The sequence below is a fragment of the Exiguobacterium sp. H66 genome, assembly GCF_018618705.1.
Lineage (GTDB): Bacteria > Bacillota > Bacilli > Exiguobacteriales > Exiguobacteriaceae > Exiguobacterium_A > Exiguobacterium_A oxidotolerans.
The window spans coordinates 250,387-265,030 of the sequence record NZ_JACSMQ010000004.1 but is presented as its reverse complement, the minus strand read 5'-3'; the positions used below and the strand labels follow the sequence as shown (position 1 = coordinate 265,030).

Genomic DNA, 14,644 nt, shown 5'->3' with positions numbered 1-14,644 from the left:
TCTCCATAAAGTGTTTGACTTGCTCGTTTGTGTGACTAAAAGTCACGTTGACGAAGCTTGCGCTTCATTCATTGTTTGTATCCGAAGATACGTTTTTTGCCTCATCGTTCAGTTTTCAAAGTTCGTCATCGTTTGTTTTGAAAAATGGTGGGCCTAAGTGGACTCGAACCACCGACCTCACGCTTATCAGGCGTGCGCTCTAACCAGCTGAGCTATAGGCCCGTCAAAAGCAAACAAAATATGGTGCACCCTGAGAGATTCGAACTCCCGACCCCTTGATTCGTAGTCAAGTACTCTATCCAGCTGAGCTAAGGGTGCGATATGGTGCGGTCGAGAGGACTTGAACCTCCACAGTGTTGCCACCACTAGGCCCTCAACCTAGCGCGTCTACCATTCCGCCACGACCGCAATATTAAAATTTAAAATGGTGTGTCATGCAGGATTCGAACCTGCGACCCTCTGATTAAAAGTCAGATGCTCTACCAACTGAGCTAATGACACGAGAAAACTGGGCTGGAAGGGATCGAACCTTCGCATGCTGGAATCAAAATCCAGTGCCTTACCACTTGGCCACAGCCCAAAAATGGCGGTCCTGACGGGATTCGAACCCGCGATCTCCTGCGTGACAGGCAGGCATGTTAACCGCTACACCACAGGACCACATTTTTGTTACGTTAAGTATGAAATTGAAAATGGTGGAGGATGACGGGATCGAACCGCCGACCCTCTGCTTGTAAGGCAGATGCTCTCCCAGCTGAGCTAATCCTCCATTATGGTGACCCGTACGGGAATCGAACCCGTGATACCGCCGTGAAAGGGCGGTGTCTTAACCGCTTGACCAACGGGCCATAAAATATGCAATAATTATTCTCAAGTAACATTTTCACATAAGAGGTCTGGCGGAGATGGAGGGATTCGAACCCTCGCACCAGTTTCCCGGCCTACACCCTTAGCAGGGGCGCCCCTTATAGCCACTTGGGTACATCTCCAAAAGATAATGGCTCCGCAAGTAGGATTTGAACCTACGACCTACCGGTTAACAGCCGGTTGCTCTACCACTGAGCTATTGCGGAATGTTGTGTTCGTTTCGGAGCACTTTTATATAGTAGCAACTTTCTTTCTTGCCGTCAATGCTTTTTTAAAAAAGTTTTTAGTGACGATAAGTTGTTTAGTTGCTGTCGTTTTGACGACTTCTATAATTTATCACGCTCCGAAATGAACGTCAACTACTTTTGTAAAAAATCTTTCCACGACACTTCCCACAGCGGTACTTCTCCGGATTCATCTTTCTTTTCCTTCTATATAATGTACCGCATTTATGACATTCGTATTGATGCGATTTTTTTTCGTCTCCGTCTAATCGCGGACTGTACCGTAAGCCACCATACTTCATCAACCAGTCTTTAAAGTCTTGATCTTGATGACGATGTCCCCGTCCTGCGAGGTGAAGATGATAGTGACAAAGTTCATGAACTACGATGCCACGAAAGGTTTTGGCGTCCGTTACATAGCGTCGATTAAAGTCAAGATGATGATCCGTCAAAAAATAACGGCCACCTGTCGTGCGTAGTCTTTCATTAAAAACGGCCTTGTGTCTAAACGGTAAAGCAAACACGTCGAGCGAAAGCTGCTCGACGTATTGCTGTAATTGTTCGTTCGTCATGATGGACTGACCATCGTTAAACCGATTCTGCCACGTTCCGGTTCGACACTCGTCACCCAGACCGTCACGATTTCTCCGACGGCGATTACGTCGAGCGGGTGTTTGACGCGTCGTTTACTTAACTTCGAGATGTGGACGAGTCCACTTTCCTTTACACCGATGTCGACGAATGCTCCAAAGTCGAGCACGTTCCGGACGGTCCCTTGGAACTCCATCCCAACCTGGATCATGTCTAACGATAAAACATCTTGTCGTAAAATCGGTTTATCCAGTGCCTCCCGCGGATCACGCTCCGGACGCTGCAAGGCTTCAATGATATCTCGGAGCGTCGGTTCACCAATCTCGAGTTGCTCTGCCGTATCCTTCACTGGAAGTTCCGCTAACTTCGTGCGGAGTTCTTCCGTCCCGACGGTCGTCAGCGCTAACTGAAGCTGCTTAAACAGTTGTTCGACAGTTTTATACTGTTCCGGGTGAATCGGTGTCCGGTCCAGCGGATGCGTCCCTTCAGGAATACGAAGGAAACCTGCTGCCTGCTCGTATGCTTTCGCTCCGAGACGCGGCACTTTTAACAGTTCTTTTCGTGAAGCAAATGCCCCGAGTTCGGAACGGCGTTCGACGATTTTTTTCGCTGTCGCCTTCGTGATTCCCGCTACATATCCGAGCAAGGACTCAGACGCCGTATTCACATCGACACCGACTTGGTTAACGACGGTCTCAACGACAAAGTCGAGTGTCTCCTTTAATTTCACTTGTGTCACGTCATGCTGATACTGACCGACCCCGACTGATTGAGGATCGACTTTAACAAGTTCAGCTAACGGATCTTGAAGACGACGGGCAATCGAGATCGCTGAACGTTGCTCGACTTGGAGGTCCGGGAACTCCGTCCGTGCGATTTCTGAAGCCGAGTAAATACTTGCGCCCGCCTCGTCGACGATCGTAAAAGCGACTTCCGTATGCCCTTTAATCCAGTCCGCTACAAAGGATTCGGTTTCACGGGATGCCGTCCCGTTGCCAATCGCTATCAGCTCGACACCATATTTCTTCACCAGTTCTGATAATTTAGTACGGGCTTCCTTCGCTTTTTGTTCAGACATCGTGACGTAAATAACGCCGACTTCTTTTAATTCACCAGTCGGATCAATGACTGCCCACTTACATCCCGTCCGGTAAGCCGGGTCGAGTCCTAACATGACTTTCCCTTTCATCGGTGGTTGCATATAGAGTTGGCGCAAGTTTTTACCAAAGACTTCAATCGCTTGGTTCTCCGCCTTCTCCGTCAATTCATTTCGGATTTCACGCTCAATTGCCGGGAAAACAGATTTTTTATATCCTGTTTTGACTGCTTCTTCAACAAGCTGGCGCTTTTGTTCGGGCAACCGATTAAAAGGACGAAGTAAGTATGGCAATACTTGCTGCTCGTCTAACACGACTTTCACGGACACGATTTTCAAGGCTTCTGCTCGGTTGATTGCTAAAATCCGGTGCGGCACGATTTGGCGGACCCGCTCGTTGTACTCATAGTACTGGGCAAAGACCTTTTTCTCATCGACGGCATCCTTTTTTTGTTTCGTCACGATTTCTGCCGCACGGTGTGTCACTTGACGAATGTAATCGCGGACAGTTGCTTGTTCGCCCCACTCTTCCGCGATGATTGCTTCTGCACCAGCGACTGCCTCTGCTTCTTCAAGCCCTGCGAACAATTTTTTGAAGCCCGCTTCTTCATAGGGTTTCGGCGAACGGAGCCACTCTGCGAGTGGCGCGAGCCCTGCCTCTCGTGCAATTTCCGCTTTCGTCCGTCGTTTCGGACGGAACGGTAAGTATAGGTCTTCAATCTGTTGTAACGTCGTCGCTTCACGCAACGCTTGATTCAATGCCTCGGTCATAACACCCTGCTCTTCGATTTTCCGAAGGACATCGTCACGTTTAGTTTCGAGTTGCGTGATGCTTTTATGTCGATCGAGGATCGCCTTGATTTCGACTTCGTCGAGCTCACCAGTTTGCTCTTTACGATAACGTGCGATGAATGGAATTGTTCCTCCATCTTCCGTCAACTGTAAGACGGCTTTCACTTGCTGGGGTCGTAAATTCAATTCTGTTGCGATTCTCTTCTCCATTTTTCCTCACCTCCCCCTCATTATACCGAAGAATCGACAGAAAAAAAGACTGACGCCACGGCATCAGTCTTTCGAGAATACTTCATTCGGTTCTACTTTGATCGCTTCTCGTAATTTCTGCAACGCCCGGCGTTGTAAACGCGAAACGTGCATTTGCGAAATACCGAGAAGTTCTCCCGTTTCTTTTTGGCTCATGTTGCGGTAATACGCACATTCAAGAATCGAACGCTCACGGTCTGTCAGTACAGCAAACGCTTTTTCAAGAATCAGCTTTTGGTCGACCGAGTCATAACCATTTTCCTGGTTACCGACTAAATCAAGTAAAGTGACCGTGCTGCCCTCTTGATCTGCTTCAATCGAGCTATCAACGGATAACGCTTGATAACTTTTACCCATTTCGAGTGTTTCGAGCACTTCCTCCTCTGACACTTCAAGACGCGCAGCGATTTCGTCGATTCGCGGTGAACGTTGTAGTTCAGTCGTCAATTCTTCGACAGCTTTCTTAATCTTCGGACCTAGCTCTTTAATTCGACGCGGAACATGGACGCTCCATGTTTTATCGCGAATGAATCGCTTGATTTCGCCGATGATTGTCGGGACAGCGAACGATTCGAAACTTCGTCCAAACTCTTTATCGAAACGACGAAGCGCGGCAAGCAATCCAATCATCCCGACTTGAACGAGATCATCATGAATCGGACGGCCACGTGAGAATTTACGGGCGAGCGCCTCGACGAGATCCGAGTAACGGGCGAGTAGCGCGGCATGGACTTCTTCATCTTGGTCATCTTGTTGATACAGATCAATCAGTCGAAGGACTTCGTCATCACTGTGATGGCGTTGTTGAGACTTTGCTGGCACTTTGACCCACCTCATCTCTATTCATATATTTTGTCATATGGACAGTGACGCCGTTTGCTTTTTCGATCGTGACTTGATCCATCAATGCCTCAATCATCAAGATCCCTAGTCCCCCCTCATGCAGTGAGTCTAGATCGTGCGAATCCGTAATTGGTTCACTTTGGCGTTTGACGCTATCTTTATCAAATGTCACACCGTTGTCTTTGACGATGATTTCAAGACGATCGTCCGGGTAAACGTTACATGTTAAGCCCATTGATCCGTCTTGCTGGTCTTCATAAGCATGTTGAACAGCATTCGCACATGCTTCAGAAACAGCAATTTTGATGTCTTCGATATCATCATACGTATAGCCCATGCGGTTTGCGACACCTGAAACCGTCAAACGCGCGATTGCCACGTATTCAGGTTTTGCAGGTAGTGTCATTTCAAGTTGTTCGTTTTTCATTGCGTACCACCTCGTACACCACTGTCGATTGTAATGATGCTTGAAAGACCTGTAATTTCAAAAAGACGACGAATACGTTCTGAAACACCAACAAGCGTAAACGATGTACCGTTTTTCTTCGATGCTTTAAGCGCTCCGACGAATACACCGAGACCTGTCGAATCCATGTAATGAATTTCATCCAAGTGAACGACGACATCATTTGCTTCTACAGCGGGAACGAGTTCTTGACGAAGTTTTGGTGCCGTATACGTATCAATCTCTCCTACGATATAGAGATGCGTCTGACCATCTAGTTGCTCTGTTCTAATTGTTAAATCCATCTTCAAGTTCCTCCTCAAGGAAATATGCTATATGATTTCTCTCTGTTTCATCAGTTGATTGTAAATAAAGTGGCTCCTTAAAAAAAGTCACTTAAGTATATTTCCCGCATTAAAACACTTCTAAACCTATTTTTAAAAATTAGTCAAAAAAAGTCGCATACAAATGTATCGACTCTTCTCGTGCTTCTATGTAGGTGCCTAAAAATCAATCAAGCCTAAGCTGATTGCAACGGCACTATTCACTTTCATCATCGTCTCAGGATCCAGGTGTGTCACCTTATCCGTCAGACGGCGCTTATCGATCGTACGGACCTGCTCAAGTAGGATGACCGAATCACGTTCTAATCCGTGTCGCTCTCGATATACTTCCACATGGGTCGGTAGTTTGGCTTTGTCGATCTGTGCCGTGATCGCAGCCACGATAACAGTAGGGCTGAATCGGTTACCAATATCATTTTGTAGGACAAGGACAGGACGTACTCCTCCTTGTTCCGATCCGACCACAGGTGACAAATTTGCATAAAACACGTCGCCACGTTTGACTATCAAAGCTTACACCCCGCTTACTTGACGTAGGAGCGAGAACTCCGCCTCCGTTTCAATCTGGAACATTTCACCAACGATTGATAAATTGATTGCTGCCATTTCTTCGTAACCACGCTTCAATTCCTCACGTAGCTGACGCTTGCGTTCTTCGGTCGTATGGTTCGACTTCATCCCAATCGTCTCCTTCGCTACATTTCGCTCAACAAACTGCTTTTCCCGTTGTTGGACCAAGATAATGGCACCTCCAGATTCACTGAAACCTTAACGAACGACTCACTTTCTACTTCAATATATCAGTCGAATTCAGAAAATACAATCAAAATTCAAAGAAATAACATTTTTTTGCCATCATATTGATGGTTTTTTAAATTTATTTTCGCGGCACACGTTTTGAAAATTGACAAAGGACTTCATAGTTAATCGTCCCTAACCAGTGTGCTGCTTCATCAATCGGCGCGCCCGTTCCAATTAACGTTACTTCTGTGCCGACAGGATATTCCTGCGGTAAACGAATCATTAACCGGTCCATACAGACACGACCGACGATTTCACACGGTTGACCATCGACGATGAGTGAGTACCCTTGAAAACGTCGCGACCACCCATCGGCGTAGCCGATCGGGACGGTCCCGATCCATTCGTCCGTCGGTGCCGTGTACGTCGCCCCATAACTGATCGTCTGTCCGGGTTCGACGCACTTGACTTGCATCAGCTGACTCTTCAACGAAAATGCCGGCTGAAGGAAATCATAATATGGAATCATCTCGTCAGACGGCATCGCGCCGTAAAGGGCAATCCCGATGCGGACGATATTAAACGGGTCATCCTGACCTGCGAGTCGAATCGCAGCAGCAGAATTCGCCGCATGGATATATCGCACGTGCGGTACGCGTTCGACGAAGCCGAGAAACGTCGTCTGTTGCTGTTCGAACAGACGGCTCGACAGTTCATCCGCTGTCGCGAAATGTGTATAAATTCCTTCGAGCTCAAGCAAATCAGAATCGAGCTCCATTAAAAGTTCATCCAGTTCTTCCATCGTTTGCAGACCGAGCCGCCCCATCCCACTATCGACCTTAATATGAATCCGAAGCGAATCGATTTCCGTCAGATGTTGTTTTGCTTGCCGTAACCACTCGGCTGAAAACACAGGAACCGCCACATCATAATTCGAAGCGACGGAGACATGCTCCGGCAATAACGTCTCGAGCATGAGAATCGGTGCCTGGATACCTGCTTCACGCAGCTCGATTGCTTCTTCAAGAAGAGCGACGGCAAGTAAGTCAGCCCCGTTTTCCAATGCAATTTCTGCCACAGTGATCGCACCGTGTCCGTAGCCATCCGCTTTGACGACGGCCATCATCGATTGGTCGCCGATTCTTGCCTTTATCTCGCGTACATTATGTGCAATCGCAGCACGATCAATTTCAATCCACGTCGGTCGGTACATCGCCATCCCTCTTTTCTAATAAGACTTGTGCTGCCGCATAATGATCGGAATGCGTAATCGATACATGAATCATACCGTCAAACGGCCCCGTCATGATAGGGCGACCTGATGTTTCATTTAGTACTTCAAGATCGCGCCAAGACACTTCTCGCCCAATCCCCGTGCCGAGTGCTTTGACAAACGCTTCTTTTGCAGCGAACCGTCCTGCGAGATATTCAAGTCGGCGTCCGTCCGCCAATGTTTCATACCGCGCTTGTTCACGATCCGTCAAAATACGTGTCAGCATCCGGGGTTGACGTTCGAGTGTCAGACGAACGCGTTCTAATTCAATCAAGTCAAGACCGATACCATAAATCATTCCCTACGCCTCCACAGTTCTATTCTTCGTCCACTTCATATAGAATGAAAGTGAAGCGAGGTGTTGTCATGTTTAGTCGAACGGAAAATCTACAAACGTTCACACGTTCTTATCCGGTCGTTTCGTTGTTCATTTTAATCCAAGTCGCTCTGTTTGTCATCGAGCAGTTGAATCAGTTACTCGGCTTTGGTTTCTCTCCACTCAGTTATGGTTCAGCGATTAATTTATTCATCGCGAATGGCGAATGGTGGCGTGTCGTCACGGCGACATTTTTACACTACGATTTTTGGCACATTGCCTTTAATACGTTTGCGTTGATTATTTTCGCTCCTGCGCTCGAGCGGATGATCGGGCATGTGAAATTTGCCATCTTTTACTTGCTTGTCGGAACGCTCGCTAACGTGTTGACGTATGTCACGTTGAGCGATAACTTATTTTATGGACAGGCGGGAGCATCTGGAGCCATCTTAGGTTTGCTTGGCTTTTACGTTTATCTCGGTCGTTTTCGTCGGACGATCATTTCTGTCGAAGATGCACGACTCGTCTACATCTTTAGTGCCATCACGGCCGTCTTTACACTGATCGGCTCGAACGTTTCCGTCTTCGGTCACTTGTATGGTTTCCTCCTCGGATTCCTGGCTGGATTCATCTTCGGAAAAAGCGCTGTTCCGTTCACACGTCCGTTTAATACGGGTCAACGGGCGACGTTCGGTGGTCATGTCGTTCACTCGACAGGATCCGGTCAAACGGGACGCATCGTGTTTTATGTCATCGTTGCCTTTGCCGTTTTCGGTCTACTCGCGCGATTCATCTAATCTACAAAAAAAGCGCCTTGTCTGATTCCGTACTACGGAAAACAGACTCGGCGCTTTTTTCTTATTCTTACTTCCGGAAAGATTCCGCAAGATCCTTCACATCGTCAATCAGATTATGGATGGTTTCTTGATTATCTGTGTAGAGGGCACGAATTTCTTCAAAACGTCCTTTCGGATCTTGTTTGACTGCCGAAAGTTGTGTGCCGGCTCCGCCAAACGCACGCTTCGTCGCTTCGATTTGTGCTTGGCGTGTATCTTTATGAAGTAATGAGAGTGTTGCTCCGATTAGTGCGCCACCTACTGTTGCGAGTACAAAATAATTCTTTTTCATCTGGTTCTTCCCCCTGTGTCATTTTAATGTAATGGTGGTACAAGTTGATAACGTTTCATAATTGGAGAAGGCGCAAACGACTTCCCTGCCTCTTCAGCATACTGATCAACCGTCAAGCGTTCAACTGATTTTGCGTAACGTGACGCATCTCCTTCGTCCTTGAATTGAATCAACAACACGAGATCCGTCGCCCGCTCGACCCGGGCAATCCGTAAGGCTTGGAAACTGCCATATTCTGCCCCGAGTACTTTCGGGTCCGACATGACCTGATGGATGAAAAGATCGCCGCTATTTTGATCTGCCGGAATCGACCAGTAAAAAATCGTCCCCTTCTCATCAAAATTACCACGCGTTTCGAGGAGTGTATAGCTGTTCCCGCTTTGAAACGGTGACTTTCCGTCCGTTTCAATCCAGAGTAATGCTTCTCCGCTTCCACCCGCTGCCCGAATTTGAGCATCACGCGAGCGAATTTGGTCGACAAAGTTACCGCTACCGAATGTAATGAATAGTTTAGATGGCATCACAGGCCTCCGCGAGTTCGAAGTCTTTCCCAGTCAATCCGCCAGCATCATGTGTCGTCACGGCGAGCGTCACCTGTTTATAATCAATCATGATCCGCGGGTGATGATTCAAGTGTTCCGCTAAAGAACCGACCTCTTGAACAAAATCAAGTGCCGCCGGAAAAGAATCCAATGTGTAGATGCGTACGATTTCGTCATCGACGACGCTCCAGTCATTCAGACCTTCTAAACGTTCTTCTACCTCATACTCATTCAACCGTTCCATTCCATTCTCCTCCTCTACTATCGTTTTCGTCCTATACCTTATACCCTACTTTCCTTACTTCTTATACCTCTACTCGTTCGATTTCTTCCTTTTGCCTTCGAAGTGAGATAGAGTACAATGTGAAAGAGAACACTATATCCCATTCAGGAAAGGGGCTATCGCTCATGCGCGCTCTTATCGTTATTGATTATACGTTTGATTTCGTCGCCGATGAAGGTAAGCTGACTTGCGGTAAACCGGGTCAACTCATCGAAGGACGCATCGCATCGCTCATGGATGAATTTTCGACGAACGATTATGTCGTCATTGCAAACGACCTTCATGAAGAAGGCGACACATTCCATCCGGAAACCGTCCTCTTCCCACCTCATAATATTCGGGGAACACACGGACGGGACTTATTCGGACAGGTCGCAGAGATGGCACGTGTTGCGGATCATGTCATCGACAAGACGCGCTATAGCGCCTTTGCTGGGACGGACCTAGATTTACGTCTTCGTGAACGGCATATCACAGAAGTTCACCTCGTCGGCGTTTGTACAGACATCTGCATCTTGCACACCGCTGTCGACGCGTACAATCTCGGCTATAAAATCGTCGTCCATGCTGACGCCGTCGCCAGCTTCAATGCGGCCGGCCACGACTGGGCACTCACACACTTTAAACAATCGATCGGCGCAGAAGTCGTCGGCGAATAAGAAGGGATCTGTCTTCATGTTACAACGTAATCTTGCACTTCATACTGACCTCTATCTTCCGAGATGGATGTATATCTACTGGAAGGAAGGGCGCCATAATGAACGTGCTGTTTTTGACGTCTATTACCGCAGCAATCCATTCGAAGGTGGTTATGTCGTCTTCGCCGGTCTTGAAAATATCATCGAATATATCCAGACACTCCACTTCACAGAAGAAGACATTACGTATCTTCAAACGATGATCGGGTTCCCGGATGAATTCAAGGATGAGTTACGTAACTTTAAATTCAATGGTTCCCTCTCGAGTGTCAAAGAAGGCGAAATCGTCTTCCCGAACGAACCATTAGTCCGGATCGAAGCACGGATTTTTGAGGCGAAGTTACTGCAAACGGCCATCTTGAACATCGCCAATCACGAATCGTTGATCGCGACGAAATATGCGCGCATCCGGCAGTCGGCACCAGGCGCGAAATTCCTCGAAGCCGGTTCACGCCGCGCCCAAGGAATCGATGCTGCTTACTTCGGAACACGTGCCTCTTATTTAGCCGGGTTCGACGTGACAAGTCTCGCGTCGGCCGGCCGCGACTTTGGTATCCCATGCGGTGGAACGATGGAGCATGCAGATATCCAGTTCCATGATGATGAGTTGACGGCTTTCCGGACGTTCGCATCGCATTATCCGGATCAGGCGACGCTGCTCGTCGATACGTACGATACGCTTAAAAGCGGACTCCCGAATGCGATCACGGTCGCAAAAGAACTCGCAGCAGACGGACATAAGTTACGCGGGATTCGAATCGATTCCGGCGACTTATCCTACCTATCAAAACGCGCTCGTAAGATGCTTGATGAAGCCGGCTTACTCGACGTCGAAATTGTCCTGTCTGGTGATTTAGACGAATATGTCATTCAAGACCTTCGCATCCAAGGGGCACAGGCAAACACCTTCCTCGTCGGAACACGCGGCATCACGGCGTACGAACAACCGGCGCTCGGCATGGTCTATAAACTCGTCGCCCGCGAAATTGACGGCGAACTTGCACCCGTCATCAAAGTTTCGTCTTCAAAAGCGAAGACGACGACACCGCATATCAAGGAAGCATACCGCATCGTCGACCCGGAAACGAACAAGTTCAAAGGCGACTACATCACGTTACTCGATGAAGATCCGAGTCAACTCGACTTCGTCGATTTGATTGACGTCCGTGACCCGTCGTTCCGGAACCGGATTGAAAACTTTAAGGTTGAACGGTTACTTGCACCGATCTTTAAGGACGGTGAACTCGTGTATACCGTTCCGACGATTGAAGAAAGTCGTCAGTTCCACGAACAGCAAATCGGACGCCTGTGGGAAGAGTACAAACGTCTACGTCTACCTGAAATCTATGCCGTCACGTTCAGCGACCGTCTCTGGAAACTGAAACTCGACATGATTCGGAAAACACGCCTCGCAAGTGGTGTAAAATAACAAAATCAAGCAGCCTCAAGAATCAAGCTTCTTGACGGACGTCTTGAAAGGCTACCTTTTCATCTCCCTCTCATTTTTCTATACGCTAAAAACAGCCCCTTCAACTGAAGTGGGCTGTTTCGTTTGGGTGAGCAGTCATTTTGGCTGTCGCTTGTTCCATTTGTTGACGAAAGTACCACGCAAAACCAAGCGCACCTCCGATGAAGACGATATAGGTAATCCGTTGACCGAACTCAGCAAGAGAATCGGCGTAAAAGATACTAATTAAATGATCACTTCCACTGATAAGAAGCAAACAGGCGATCAGGAGCGCTATGCGGTACGCAAGCGTCGGGCGATCTTTTGGCTCAGCATGCCAATACATGATGATGTGATGGGCAAGTAAGATAATCCCCACGATTCCTAATATTCCTATAAGTGCTTGCGGCATAATAAACGGTCCTCCTGTTTCTGATTTCTAGTTCCATTTAAACATAGTTCGACTCGAAGACGTTACGAAAAGTTTCGCGCAGGCGACAGACTCACGTTATACTGAAGAAAATCACGTACGAACAACAAAAGGAGGAGTTCTTTTTGAAAACCTTTAAATTGTGTACATTACGTATTCTCATGGATGAATCAGGGCGAGATACGACAATCCCCGTTCAGATTAAAGATGGGCTGACGGTGAGTACCGACCAAACCGCCCAGTGGGTCGCTGAAATCGTCGTCACCGACACCGATCAACCGATTTTGAAAGAACTGTTCGAGAAAAAGCTGCGCGCTTTGATTGAAATCACGATTTCACGGCCGGACAATGACCCCGCCGCCATGATCGTCACCCCTTATGAAAGTACGCAATTGAGCGAAGGCGTCTCTTACCTCTTTACCGGTAAGATGGTCATGATGAAAAATGATTTATCCGAATCGATTTTGCGTGAAGTCGTCGAAGACAACTTTACTGGCGAAGAGCTGATTCAAGAATATAAAGACCGACGCTCTAAACGTGGTGCTCATATCACGAGCATCGCGAAAGAAACGTTTAAACAGTACTTACAAGAACATCCGGCACCCGTCGAAGGATGATGTTCAAATTGTGATATGGTCCGCTACATTAATCCGCTCAATCTCATAACGGTCGGAAAAACGAATGTAATTCGCACATGCATTTTTTAACGGCGTCCGGTAACTGAATGTCTCATCAATCGAGGAGAGTGCCGCTTTAATCGTATGCGAATGGCAGACGACTAAGAGGCGTTTTCCTCGATATTTTTCTGTCAGTTCTTCAACCGCGCTGAAGACACGCTGTTGAATTTCCGCTTCCGTTTCAAGCCCCGGGACGCGCTCTGCATCATTTGCCTGCACTGCTTCGTAAATTCCGGCGATCGGTTCACCGGAAGCCGTTCCAAATTCGCGCTCGACAAGCCGTTCATCCGTTTCCGTCAAGCTTAGACCGATCGATTGACCAATGATTTCAGCAGTTTCGACAGCTCGCGATAGCGGACTTGAAATCAAGACGTCCCACTGTTCTTCTGCCAGGTAGGCAGCACTGAGAGCCGCCTGTTTTCTACCGGTCTCGTTAAGCGGTATATCTTCACGTCCTTGAATCCGCTCGTTTAAGTTCCAGTCCGTTTGACCGTGTCGTACTAAACAAATTTCCGTCATATTGCAGTCTCCTTCTAAAGAAATATGACTGATTGTATCATGTTTCCTAATGAAGCGCCTCTCGTTTCGGTAAGACAAGCACTTGACAACTGAAGGCTTCGATTCGTTCGAGCAAACGTTCAATTTTGAGTGGATTTTCAGTTTGGGCAAAGCTCGCCAGCGAATGTGTACCATTCGGGAAAGAGAATAATCGAACATCCGCCCCGACATCCGCCCCCTTCTCAACAAAGTGGAGTGCTTGAGCAAACGGGACAATCGGATCCTTTTTTCCGTGCAGCAACATGATCGGCGGCGAGTCGGAACTTAAATGTGTCGCCGGGGAGACACGCATCATCAACTGTCGCCATTCTTCACGTCCACCCCCATAAAACTTGATATGGGCAATCCAGGTTTGAATGAATTTAAATAACAGAAAATTCGTCGGCGGATACAAGGCGATGACTCCACTGATTAAAGGAAGATGCGCCTCCGCCTGTTCGCCGATAAATTCAGTCGGGGCAAGCGCCGTCGTCAACATTAGGGCTCCACCTGCTGAATCACCCCATAAAAGCATGCGACCGCGCGCGATACGTAACTCATCCGCTTGTTGATTTAAAAAACATAAGGCATCTCGAACATCTTCAAGGTTGTCCGGAAAATAGCTGCCATCCTCAAATAAACGATAGTCGATGCTGCAAACGGCAATCCCGAGTTCTAAAAACCGGTCGATGATTGGAGCAAAACTAAACACATCATCACGGTTTCCACGAACGAATGCGCCGCCATGAGCATAAATCGCGACCGGAAACGGCCCTTCTCCCGGCGGATAATAGATATCTAACGTCAAGTCCTGCTGATTGACCGTCTTGTATAAAAGATTTCGTGGTGCTAATTGCTTTTCGGTAAGCGGCAAGACCGGCTCCGTCCATCTGAGTAAGGCTCCATAATTATTCCAAATGCTCGCACCAGCAGCAGCCGTCGTCAAAATAGCGGCGCCACCCATCAACCATGCTGTTTCACGTTTCACCTCATCACCTCCAAGGCTCATTCCGATTTCACTTCTATTCTTCTCTTACCCGATTTATTTTGAACTAGAACTTCACAACATTCCGACTTGACGCTTTAATTTCCGTCGGATATAGTTAGAAAGTCCAAATCGG

General features: G+C 47.7%; 19 protein-coding genes and 10 tRNA genes. 4 read left to right on the top strand and 25 right to left on the bottom strand.

The annotated features are described in order from the left end of the window. Window positions 1–145: 145 nt before the first annotated feature. The 19 genes from KNP88_RS09285 to acpS all read right to left on the bottom strand — a co-directional run bounded on the left by KNP88_RS09285 (window position 146) and on the right by acpS (window position 7,763). Window positions 146–222 (bottom strand) — tRNA-Ile (locus tag KNP88_RS09285). A 19-nt stretch (window positions 223–241) separates the two neighbouring features. After that, window positions 242–318 (bottom strand) — tRNA-Arg (locus tag KNP88_RS09280). A 4-nt stretch (window positions 319–322) separates the two neighbouring features. Beyond that, a tRNA-Leu gene (locus tag KNP88_RS09275) sits at window positions 323–408 on the bottom strand. A 17-nt stretch (window positions 409–425) separates the two neighbouring features. Then, window positions 426–501, bottom strand: a tRNA-Lys gene (locus KNP88_RS09270). Between the two features lie 7 nt (window positions 502–508). Further along, window positions 509–580: transfer RNA gene (locus KNP88_RS09265), tRNA-Gln, on the bottom strand. A gap of 4 nt (window positions 581–584) precedes the next feature. Further along, window positions 585–660, bottom strand: a tRNA-Asp gene (locus KNP88_RS09260). A gap of 33 nt (window positions 661–693) precedes the next feature. After that, a tRNA-Val gene (locus KNP88_RS09255) sits at window positions 694–769 on the bottom strand. A gap of 4 nt (window positions 770–773) precedes the next feature. Then, window positions 774–848: transfer RNA gene (locus KNP88_RS09250), tRNA-Glu, on the bottom strand. A 49-nt stretch (window positions 849–897) separates the two neighbouring features. Then, window positions 898–989: transfer RNA gene (locus tag KNP88_RS09245), tRNA-Ser, on the bottom strand. A 9-nt stretch (window positions 990–998) separates the two neighbouring features. Further along, a tRNA-Asn gene (locus KNP88_RS09240) sits at window positions 999–1,073 on the bottom strand. Window positions 1,074–1,222: 149 nt separating this feature from the next. Beyond that, window positions 1,223–1,663, bottom strand: a complete 441-nt coding sequence (locus KNP88_RS09235) for a SprT family protein (RefSeq protein WP_088838056.1) — start codon at window positions 1,661–1,663, stop codon at window positions 1,223–1,225. Next, complete coding sequence (locus tag KNP88_RS09230; RefSeq protein ID WP_214893394.1) at window positions 1,660–3,780, bottom strand: Tex family protein; 2,121 nt, start codon at window positions 3,778–3,780, stop codon at window positions 1,660–1,662. The genes KNP88_RS09235 and KNP88_RS09230 overlap by 4 nt, the downstream gene beginning before the upstream one ends. 63 nt (window positions 3,781–3,843) lie before the next feature. Beyond that, window positions 3,844–4,641, bottom strand: coding sequence for an RNA polymerase sigma factor SigB (sigB, locus tag KNP88_RS09225; RefSeq protein ID WP_012371666.1), 798 nt, complete (start codon window positions 4,639–4,641; stop codon window positions 3,844–3,846). Next, a complete protein-coding gene (gene rsbW / locus KNP88_RS09220) occupies window positions 4,607–5,089 on the bottom strand; it encodes an anti-sigma B factor RsbW (RefSeq protein ID WP_029331912.1) in 483 nt (160 codons plus the stop codon). The genes sigB and rsbW overlap by 35 nt, the downstream gene beginning before the upstream one ends. Next, window positions 5,086–5,412, bottom strand: coding sequence for an STAS domain-containing protein (locus KNP88_RS09215; RefSeq protein ID WP_088838058.1), 327 nt, complete (start codon window positions 5,410–5,412; stop codon window positions 5,086–5,088). Before KNP88_RS09215 ends, rsbW begins: the two co-directional genes overlap by 4 nt. A 198-nt stretch (window positions 5,413–5,610) precedes the next feature. Next, window positions 5,611–5,961 (bottom strand): type II toxin-antitoxin system PemK/MazF family toxin, encoded by a 351-nt coding sequence (locus tag KNP88_RS09210; protein WP_029331914.1) that lies wholly within the window; start codon window positions 5,959–5,961, stop codon window positions 5,611–5,613. A 3-nt stretch (window positions 5,962–5,964) separates the two neighbouring features. Beyond that, a complete protein-coding gene (locus tag KNP88_RS09205; protein ID WP_012371670.1) occupies window positions 5,965–6,189 on the bottom strand; it encodes a hypothetical protein in 225 nt (74 codons plus the stop codon). Window positions 6,190–6,328: 139 nt separating this feature from the next. Then, the gene (alr, locus tag KNP88_RS09200; RefSeq protein ID WP_214893392.1) at window positions 6,329–7,405 is read right to left on the bottom strand and encodes an alanine racemase; all 1,077 of its coding nucleotides are present in this window, start codon (window positions 7,403–7,405) and stop codon (window positions 6,329–6,331) included. Then, window positions 7,383–7,763, bottom strand: coding sequence for a holo-ACP synthase (acpS, locus tag KNP88_RS09195; protein ID WP_029331917.1), 381 nt, complete (start codon window positions 7,761–7,763; stop codon window positions 7,383–7,385). Before acpS ends, alr begins: the two co-directional genes overlap by 23 nt. Before the next feature lie 68 nt (window positions 7,764–7,831). Between acpS and KNP88_RS09190 the strand changes: the two genes are divergently transcribed. Further along, a complete protein-coding gene (locus tag KNP88_RS09190) occupies window positions 7,832–8,578 on the top strand; it encodes a rhomboid family intramembrane serine protease (protein WP_159172340.1) in 747 nt (248 codons plus the stop codon). Between the two features lie 67 nt (window positions 8,579–8,645). Here the strand turns inward: KNP88_RS09190 and KNP88_RS09185 are convergent, their stop codons facing one another. From KNP88_RS09185 to KNP88_RS09175, 3 genes are read right to left on the bottom strand one after another with little or no spacing between them, the layout of a single operon-like run. Continuing rightward, the gene (locus KNP88_RS09185) at window positions 8,646–8,909 is read right to left on the bottom strand and encodes a hypothetical protein (RefSeq protein WP_088838065.1); all 264 of its coding nucleotides are present in this window, start codon (window positions 8,907–8,909) and stop codon (window positions 8,646–8,648) included. Window positions 8,910–8,932: 23 nt separating this feature from the next. Next, window positions 8,933–9,430: a hypothetical protein gene (locus KNP88_RS09180; protein ID WP_214766433.1), complete on the bottom strand. Its 498-nt coding sequence runs from the start codon at window positions 9,428–9,430 to the stop codon at window positions 8,933–8,935. Continuing rightward, the gene (locus KNP88_RS09175; RefSeq protein ID WP_029331924.1) at window positions 9,420–9,695 is read right to left on the bottom strand and encodes a 4a-hydroxytetrahydrobiopterin dehydratase; all 276 of its coding nucleotides are present in this window, start codon (window positions 9,693–9,695) and stop codon (window positions 9,420–9,422) included. Before KNP88_RS09175 ends, KNP88_RS09180 begins: the two co-directional genes overlap by 11 nt. A gap of 164 nt (window positions 9,696–9,859) precedes the next feature. Here KNP88_RS09175 and KNP88_RS09170 point away from each other — a divergent pair, with 164 nt between their 5' ends. Further along, window positions 9,860–10,393, top strand: coding sequence for a cysteine hydrolase family protein (locus KNP88_RS09170; RefSeq protein ID WP_029331926.1), 534 nt, complete (start codon window positions 9,860–9,862; stop codon window positions 10,391–10,393). A gap of 16 nt (window positions 10,394–10,409) precedes the next feature. Beyond that, complete coding sequence (locus KNP88_RS09165; protein WP_088838068.1) at window positions 10,410–11,861, top strand: nicotinate phosphoribosyltransferase; 1,452 nt, start codon at window positions 10,410–10,412, stop codon at window positions 11,859–11,861. A gap of 100 nt (window positions 11,862–11,961) precedes the next feature. Here KNP88_RS09165 and KNP88_RS09160 read toward each other — a convergent pair whose 3' ends face one another. Next, window positions 11,962–12,291: a hypothetical protein gene (locus KNP88_RS09160; protein ID WP_088838070.1), complete on the bottom strand. Its 330-nt coding sequence runs from the start codon at window positions 12,289–12,291 to the stop codon at window positions 11,962–11,964. A gap of 143 nt (window positions 12,292–12,434) precedes the next feature. On the opposite strand from KNP88_RS09160, the gene KNP88_RS09155 reads away from it, so the two are divergent. Then, window positions 12,435–12,926, top strand: coding sequence for a YwpF family protein (locus KNP88_RS09155; RefSeq protein ID WP_214802193.1), 492 nt, complete (start codon window positions 12,435–12,437; stop codon window positions 12,924–12,926). Window positions 12,927–12,929: 3 nt separating this feature from the next. Here KNP88_RS09155 and KNP88_RS09150 read toward each other — a convergent pair whose 3' ends face one another. Next, complete coding sequence (locus tag KNP88_RS09150) at window positions 12,930–13,505, bottom strand: histidine phosphatase family protein (RefSeq protein ID WP_214893390.1); 576 nt, start codon at window positions 13,503–13,505, stop codon at window positions 12,930–12,932. A gap of 46 nt (window positions 13,506–13,551) precedes the next feature. Further along, window positions 13,552–14,511: an alpha/beta hydrolase gene (locus KNP88_RS09145; protein ID WP_088838074.1), complete on the bottom strand. Its 960-nt coding sequence runs from the start codon at window positions 14,509–14,511 to the stop codon at window positions 13,552–13,554. Window positions 14,512–14,644: the final 133 nt, after the last annotated feature.